The sequence below is a fragment of the Amycolatopsis rhizosphaerae genome (assembly GCF_007713715.1).
GTDB lineage: Bacteria > Actinomycetota > Actinomycetes > Mycobacteriales > Pseudonocardiaceae > Amycolatopsis_E > Amycolatopsis_E rhizosphaerae.
Genome location: NZ_VJWX01000309.1, coordinates 1 through 8,563, shown reverse-complemented (window position 1 = coordinate 8,563; position 8,563 = coordinate 1). Strand labels below are relative to the sequence as shown.

General features: G+C 68.0%; 1 protein-coding gene and 1 pseudogene. Both read left to right on the top strand.

Annotation, left to right across the window (positions count from 1 at the left end; all coding sequences use genetic code 11):
- Positions 1-7,551: pseudogene (locus tag FNH05_RS25380) on the top strand (hypothetical protein); the annotation flags it as partial.
- A gap of 5 nt (positions 7,552-7,556) precedes the next feature.
- Positions 7,557-8,405: an immunity 49 family protein gene (locus FNH05_RS25375; protein WP_144591222.1), complete on the top strand. Its 849-nt coding sequence runs from the start codon at positions 7,557-7,559 to the stop codon at positions 8,403-8,405.
- Positions 8,406-8,563: the final 158 nt, after the last annotated feature.

Here is an 8,563-nt window from a genome sequence, read left to right as displayed (position 1 = left end):
CACCAACCCAACGCCGCCCAAAACGACTACCAAGACAATTGCGTCATCGCCGTCAGCGACTTCCTCTACGCACTGGCAGGCTGGGACACCAGCGCCACCTCCTCGCAGGCACCCGACGCCCAAGGACGCAACACCCTCGAAGCCCTCTGGCACGAAGTCGGCGGCGTCTGGCTAGCCCATAACAACTACAGCGAAGCCGTCGAAACCCTCAGCGGCCGCGAGAACACAGCCGCCGCACTCGCCACCGTCTCCACCGGCATCAACGGACAAACAATCCGCCACGTCACCGCCGTCGTCGTCAACAACGACACCGGCGTACCCATCTTCATCGACCCGCAAAACGGACACGCCACACAACTCCCAGAAAACCCCCAAGCCATCTACCTCCTCCCCATCGACCTCACCACCCTCCGACCCGGCGCCACCCTCTACCAACCCTCCGACGCACTTGACGAACTTCCCCAAACCGAACGCACCGCCATCTACCGAGGCGGCCTCGGCGACGCTGCCGGTCCGTCGCAGGCCGCCTGGGATTGGAGCGGTGAGCCGGCATCGACGGTCGCGAGCGCCGCGCCCGACACCTGGGCCGCCTTGACGACCGCGGAGCGGCACGCACTGGAGGGGCTGGTCAGAACCACGGATGTACGGACCGCGATCGCGGTGCTGGACGACATCGTGCGTGGCCTTGCCACCGGCACGGAATGGTTGGCGGTCACCGACCTGTTGTCCGCGCTTGGTCGGGCGGGCCGACGGGCCGAGGTTGAGTCGGCACTGACGGCTTTCCTCCATCGAGGACCCGCAGCCGGCGAAATGGGCATGTCAGCAGTCGACGCCCGGATGGCGGCGCCGGTCTCCGCCTGGAGGCTTCGCGACGAGCTTGTCCGTTTCCCCACCACGTCGTCGCCGGTGAGCGCCGTGCCGACGGTGATCCCCCCGGGGGATCTGCGCCGAGCTGAACCGCTGATCAGTCAAGCTCTGCGAGGCGACGCGGCCGCAAGCGCGGAGGCCCGGACACAGCTCGCGAAGCTGTTGGCCGAGCGCTCGGTCGCGACCGATCCGGCGGCCGTGGTCGGCTACCTGAGCACGCAACTGGACGAACCGCAGCTGGCGGACTACGGCATCACCGGGCTACGCAACCTGCGGGTGCGAGTGCCGGTCCATGGAGAACAGGGCGATCTGGTTGGCGTGGTGGACGTCGTCGGTGAGCTGCCCAGCGGGCGCCAGGTGTGGTTCGCGGTGGCGAGGCTGGACGATTTCCCCGGTGGGAAAAAGGAGCTGAGTGCGCAAGTCGAACGCCTTCGCGCACTGCCGTCGGCCGATGCGCTGCGGTATCTCGTCGTCGTCTCCCCGAACGACAACGGCGAAGCTGTGCGGCCCTTCGCCGGGCGTCTGGTGAGCCAGGCGGGGCTGGACGGCGTGTTCCAGTTCAACACACCCATGCTCGGATCAGAGGCGAAACGGCCGTTCACGGTTCTCGCGGCCGAACATCGGCCCGCGCTTCACCCCGCCGAGGTGGCGCCTGCGCTGTGGGAGGCGCTCACCAGGGCGGAACGGGAGGTGCTGACCACACTGTCCACAGTGGCGGGGGCGTCGACCGCGGTGCTGGTGCTGGCCGACGTGGTGCGGGGATTCCTCCCGGAAACCAGCAACAGGATGGACACCGTCGTCGCGGCGCTGGCCACACTGACCGACCAGGACCGGCGAACGTCGGTTGCCGTGGCGCTGCGGGAGGTGGTCCTTCATGGCTCGGGCGCCAGCGTGGACTGGCGGTTGAACAGCACGGTCAAGGCGTGGGAGCTGCGGTCGGAGTTGCTGGGTGAGCCCGATCCAGCCCTGTTACTGCAGTTGCCGAGCGTGGTACCACCGATCGATCTCCCGCGTGCCCGGCCGCTGCTGCTGGACTCCCTGCCCAGCCAAGCGGAACGCACGGAACACACGGATCAGGCCAAGCGTGTCCAAGCGCGGCGTGAGCTGGCGGAACTGCTGGCCAAGCTGTCGGTCGAAATCGATCCGGCGGTGGTGATCGCGCACCTGCTGACGCACGCGGACGCCGAGCGGCTGGCGGACTACGGGCTGACCGGACTGCGTGAGGTCAAGGTACGCGCAGCGGTCCGAGATGAGCGCGGCGAACTACGGGGGATCGCCGATGTCGCCGGCGAGCTTCCCGGCGGACGACCGTTGTGGCTGACGACGCTGCCCCTGAACGGTTTCGTCCTCTCGCCGGAGCTGATGGAGTCCTGCCTCGAACGGCTCCGCGCATTGCCGTCGGGCGACGCGCGCTACCTCGTCGTCTACCGGGCCGAGAACGCCGAAGGTGCGACGGCGTTCGCCGAACGGATGATGCGGGAGGCTGGACTCGATGGTGTGCTCTGGTTGAGGCCGGAGTCGGATTCCGAGCCCGCTGAGCCCACCCAGTCGCTGCGTGTCCTTGCCGGGGGGCGCCGGACACCACCGCTGGTCGCCGACGTAGCCCCGGCGCTGTGGGACGCGTTGGTGCCGGCGGAACGGGATGCGTTGTCGGAGTTGAGCGCCCGCGCCGACGCCCGGACCGCCACGCTCGTGCTGGCCGATGTGGTCCGGGCGCTGGTCGCCGACAGCACCGGCACCATGGTGACGGATGTCCCCGAGTCGTTGTCGAATCTGACTCGTCTGGCTCTGCGGGGTGCGGTTACCCAGGAGCTGGCGTATCTCCTCCAGCGACCCGACGGCCGAACCCCGCGCTCCTCAACCAGTTGGCCGCTGTCCCGCGCCGTCGAAGCTTGGAACGTCTACGACCAACTGATCCGGCGGCCCGATCAGCCGCCGCCGCTGGGCACCGTGCGGAGGATCGCGCCGGGGTTCGACGAAGTGTGGTTCGACGGGGGTATCGCGGGAGAATACCGCGAGCAACTGTTGTCGCTCCTGTACGCGGAATCCATCGAAGCCGATCCGGCGGCTGTGGTCGCCAACTGGATGAGCCTGGACAAACGCAACGAGCTGGACGAGTACACCGTGCGGATGCCGGTCCACGGCCAGCGGAAGGAACTGCTCGGGATCGTCGACGTGGTGGCGGACATGCAGCACGGGCCTGCGACCTGGGTGACGGTGGTTCACCTGGATGACTTCTCGGCGTCAACTCTGGGCGAGGCCACCGTCCACACCGGTCGGCAGCTCGCACTGCCGTCCGAAGCGAACCGTGCGGTAGTGATCACTTCTGGGCGCGGCTTACTGGACCGCACCTTGAGCGACCTCGAGCGACGGCGACTGTGGGACTTCACCGGTGCCCTGCTCAGGCAGGGCGCCGACAGCGTGGTGTTGCTGTGCACCGACCCGGCAGAGGCCGAGGAGAGTCTGACGCCTGTGATCCTCACCGACTGGCAGAGCGACCCGGGGCTGGCCGCGGGAGGCGCGGCCCGGCTCAAGAAACTGCTGCCCGACGCGCTGCACGACGTGTGGGAAGCGCTGGAGGACCACGAGCGAGCCCTGCTCCGCGACCTGTACGCGGCGGCCGGTCCGGCGGCGGTGAACGTGCTGGAGGATGTGGTTATCGGTGTCGCTCGCCGCGCGGAAATGCCCCGTCCGGGCGGTTCCGCGATGAGAGGGTTGGACGACCTCATCAACGGTTTCGCTCCCCGCGTGGGAATCCCTCTTCCGGCAGATGCCGATACCGTGGCGGCACTGAAGGCGCTGGACGACTTCGCTCCCCACCGTCGGGGGTCCATCGCCAGATGGTTGGCCCCACTCCGCCAGCAACCGGTCCGTCGATATTTTCCGCGCACCACGAAATCAGAAGGAGTCCTTCCGCTGGACTCCGACCTCAGTTCCCGTTCCCGTGCCATAAAGGCGTGGGAGAACGCAAGATCCCTGCGCACGGACAACGTCATCGAACGCTCGGAGTTCAACAAGAACCCATTCCTGAACACGAAGGAAATCCAGACCAGGCCCATCATCGCCCAACCGGGCCACGTCCGCGTGGTTTCCGGACAGGACTACCTGAAGGCGCTGGCGCTGGACACCGACCGGCTGGCGTTGCTTGCCTTCGAGTTGCGGAGTCAGACGTCGATAGTGGACAAGCTCGAGCAGACCGAGCTGAAGGGAGTCACCCTCGTCGAGATGCGAGCTCCGAAACACAACGAGAAGGGCCGCCTTCAGGGATTTGCCGATCTCGAGGGCGTCCTGCACAACGACGTTTCGGTGCGCTTCGCGGTCAGCCACGTGCCCTCGGCTGATGACCCGACCCGTGAACGGGTCACGGCGCACGCGAGGGAGCAACGCGCGCTGGCCAAAAAGGACGGGCTGAACTACCTCTTCTTCCATCTCGACCACGACACCGCTGACCTGGCGGAGATCCAGGCGTTCGGCGCGGACCTGATGGCCGAACTCGACTTCGACGGCGTGCTGTACTGCCAGGCGGGTGAGGACAACCTGATCGACCGGCTCTGGACCGTCCGGCGCGATCCGGGGTCTGCTCTGCGGAACCTGCGGCTGGTCACGCGGTTGACCGACGACATGTGGCGTGTCAGACGAGACGGCTCGGACACGCGCATACGGTCGTTGTTGACCCGTGGACTGCCGGACCATGTCGAAACGTGGGTACCGGTGCAGGGACGCGACGATCTGCCGGGGATCGTCGAGATCCTGAAACACCTCGGTGACACCAGCGAGGTGTGGGTGGCAACGGTAAGCCTGGACGACTTCTCTCCCGAGGGCCGACGGGACGCGGCCGAGCAGGCCGAGCTTCTGCTTGCGGTACCAGCCGGGGGTGCGAGCCGCCATGTCGTGATCGACGGCCCCGCCGACCTCTCGAACCATGCGTGGACCGAGGGCGAGCGGGCGTGGCTGTGGGATTTCACCGGCTCGCTGGCCAGGCGGGGCGCCGACAGCGTGCTGTACCAGTACACCGATTCCACGGAACCATGGGCGGGACCGTCCTGGGTGGTGCTCAAGGCCCGGCTGCGTCCGGCGGTGCTGCCGGCCGGTGACGACGTCCGGCTCGCGACGCTGCTGCCCGACGCGCTGCACGACGCCTGGGCAGTGTCGAACCCGGCGGAGCGGGCGGCGGTGCGCGAACTGTGCGCGGCCGCCGGTCCGGAGGCCGGGAACCTGCTGCGCGATCTCGTCACCGCCATCGCGGCCGAGGAAGTCAAAGTGCATCCGGCCGACGCCGACACCGCGGCGATACTGGAGTCACTCGGGAACGACCGCCCCGGCAGCCCCCGCGCGCTGGTCGCCGAGCGGCTGGTGGGCCTGCTCCACCGGGATGCCGCTTCTTCCCCCAGTTCGGACGTGGTCCGGGGCGTCCTGCCGGTCGAGCGGGTACGGAGTCAGTCCCGCGCCGCATGGGCCTGGGAACTCCACCTGAAGCGCGCTGAGGAAGAAAACACTCCAGCGCGCGAAGAAACGAAGAGGAATCGATTCACGCTCCGGAGAGACCCGGCCGCCAAATATCGGGAGGAACAAAAGAAGAACGATCGAGAACGCGTCGCCGGAGAACCGGCACGCCTCAGGGAGATGTCCCTGGACGTCGACAGGCTGGTGCTGCTGGCCCACGGCCTGCGCCGCCTGGACGACCCCGACCGGTGGCGTGGCACCGATCTGGAGGACATCGTGTTCCAGGGTTTCCGGCTGCCCGAATACGACGCACGGGGCGATCTCCTCGGCCTCGTCGACCTTCGGGCATCGGCTGCGCGGCAGGTGGATTTCTCGGTCAGCCACCTCTCGTCGGTCGACGAGGCGACCCGCGAACAGGTGCTGGCACATGCCAGGAAGCAGCGTGCGCTCGTCCCGCGCGAAAACCGCAGTTACCTGTTGTTCCACGTCGACGCCGACACAAACCTGGACGAGGTGCGTGCGTTCGCCGCGGAGGTGATGGCCCAGCTGGACTTCGACGGCGTGCTGTACTGCCAGGCGGGCGAAAACTCACTGGTCGAGCAACTCTCGGTCGATAACGGTCCGGCCGCCCACCCTGGTGGTCCGCACGGCAATCACGGCGACGTCGAGTCGCTGAACCTGGACGAAATCAACGCGCGGTACTCCGAAAGGACACCGTCGGGCATCTCGTACCATGCCGGCGACCCGGAGATGGGGGACCTGCCGCACCGGGTGAAACCCGACCCCCAGGGCCGCTACACCGTGGACGTGGACGTCACGCGGGATGGCCAGGCCCGCATCGGCGACCGGCTCTACACGCCGGACGAATTCGCGGACATCCTGTGCGGCAGCGGCGACTATGACGGCCGCCCGATCCGGCTGATCGGCTGCGACGCGAGTTCCAACGGCTTCGCCAGCTGGCTTTCGCGTGAGCTTGACACGGAGGTCGTGGCGTCGACGAAGCGGGCGTGGACCGATTCGCACGGCCACGTCTTCTCGACCGACTTCGAGATCGGCCCGGACGGCCGGATGCGGCCCCGGATCCCGCCGAACGGCGAATGGCACACCCACCGTCCGGATGGTTCGAGCCGACGCTCGGGTAATGACGGCTTCGCGCCGGAGTCGCGCCAGGGCGAACCACAAGACGTCGACGTCGACAGTGCACGCCACCGCGGTGACGGTGACGAGTCCGGCGACTGGCGCGACAGACCGGGCCCGAACGGCAGGCCGCACAGCGAAAACATCACGGACCCGAAGTACATCGAGGAGAACTACTACCGGCGCGTCAACGCGAACGGCACGGTCGAACTGCGCCGCAGGCCCAGCGTCATGAACGCGAACCCGCCGCACCCGGAGCTGTACCTCGTGGACGGCGAGCCCGCGTTCAAGAAGGACCGGCCGCCCGCCGAATCGCTCGGGTTCGACGAATCCCGTTCGGACAGCTTCCCGCCCGAGCACGTGCCCGGCGGGCACGCCGACACGAGGAACTGGCGCGAGCGGGACTACCACGACATCGAAGCGAAGATCGCCGACCGCGAAGCAAAAAAGAAGGTTTACGACGACACGCCGCCGGACTCCGACGGCTGGGTCGACGCGCACAACGCCAAGAACAACGCCTCCGAAGTGCTGGGCGAAGAAGCGTCCAACCACGCGATTCGCGACCGGGTGTACCGGCAGTTCCGCGAGGCGTTCCCTCACGAGGAGTTCGACTTCCGGCCCCACCCGGACGCGACCCCGGGCGACCAGCGGTTCCAGCTCGTCGACGCCGACGGCACCGTCCGCGCGGAGATCACCCCCCACCACCCCACCGACGGCAGCAAGCCGGGGAACACCAACTTCGACCAGATCTGGGAAGTCGACTACAAGAACGGCGGCGAACCGCACTACATCGTCCACGAGGCGAAGGGGCCCGGCGGCAAGCCGAGCGAGCGCTATCTACCCCTGGAAGGCCGCACGGTCAAGCAAGGCCACCCCGACTACTTCGACGACACACTCAAGCACATGAGGCGCGGCAGCAGGGAGCTGGCCAACGCGCTGGAACGGGCCAAACTGGACGGACGGCTCGACTACGTCGAGGTCCGCGCCCGGGTGGACGAGTCGGTCACGCCGCACGTCAACCTTGGCTACGATTACAAGCCGTACAACGGCTACGGCTACCAGTCACCCCTGTCCAATGCCGAAAACGCCAAGCCGGAGGAATGATCGCGATGACCACCGTGCCGAGGCACCCCACCGACGAGAGCACTGCGTGGGAGGAGATCGAAGACCTGTCACCACAGGTCATCATGTACCTCGACCACGTCGGGAAGAACGCCGCCGCGCTGAAGAACCTGCAGCAGACGACGCTCATGCTCACGCAGTGGCGGACGGTCGTCGACCCGGCCGCGGAGCAGCCGGAGACCTGGGAAGACCTCCGCATCGCGGCCCAGGCCGCCACCGCGGTCTTCACCGCTGCCGACACCGGCGAAGGCAGGCCGGTCGAGACGGTGGTGGCCAAGCCGGTGCGGTTCGCCGCCACCGGACCGGTTTCCGCGGCGAACCCCGGTGCCTGGCTCAACGCGGCCTGGCTGGCCGTGATCGACCGCAACGACGCGCTCATCCAGCGGCTGTGCGCGGTGTCGCCGGAGACCCTGCGCGCGGCCGGGACGGAACACGACGCGTACCTGGAGCCGTGGGTGGAGACCGTGCGTACCTTCCTGGCCCACCGCGAGGTGACGCCGGAGCTGTTCGGCGCGGTCATGGACGGCACCGACCCGGACAACGCCCGCATCACCCCGCCCCGCGTCATGCTCCAGCTGGTCTACCCGCCGATCCGGGCGTTCTACCACCTGCTTCGCCGTGACCAGGCGCAGTTCACCGCGGCACTGACCGAAGCGGTCCGGCAGCACCGGACCTTCTGGAGCGCCGACGGGCTCGCCGACTCTCCGGACGGGTTCCTCGCGCTCGCGCCGCTGGCGATCGCGGTGCTCGCCCGCTCAGCCGGGATGAGTACCGACATCGAGTCCGAGTACCTGCCACGTAACTTCCTCACCGGCATCCGACCGGCAGGCGAGTGAAGGGGGACAGCGCCATGAGTCAGCCAGCGGGGCCGTTGCGGCCGGAGCAGCAGCGGGAGCTTGTCGGTCAGGTCGGGGCGGTGGTGGCGTCGCAGGTGTCGCCGGGGTGGCGGCAGTTGCGGGTCGAGTACCGGGCCGCCGGGCGGCATGTCGAGGCT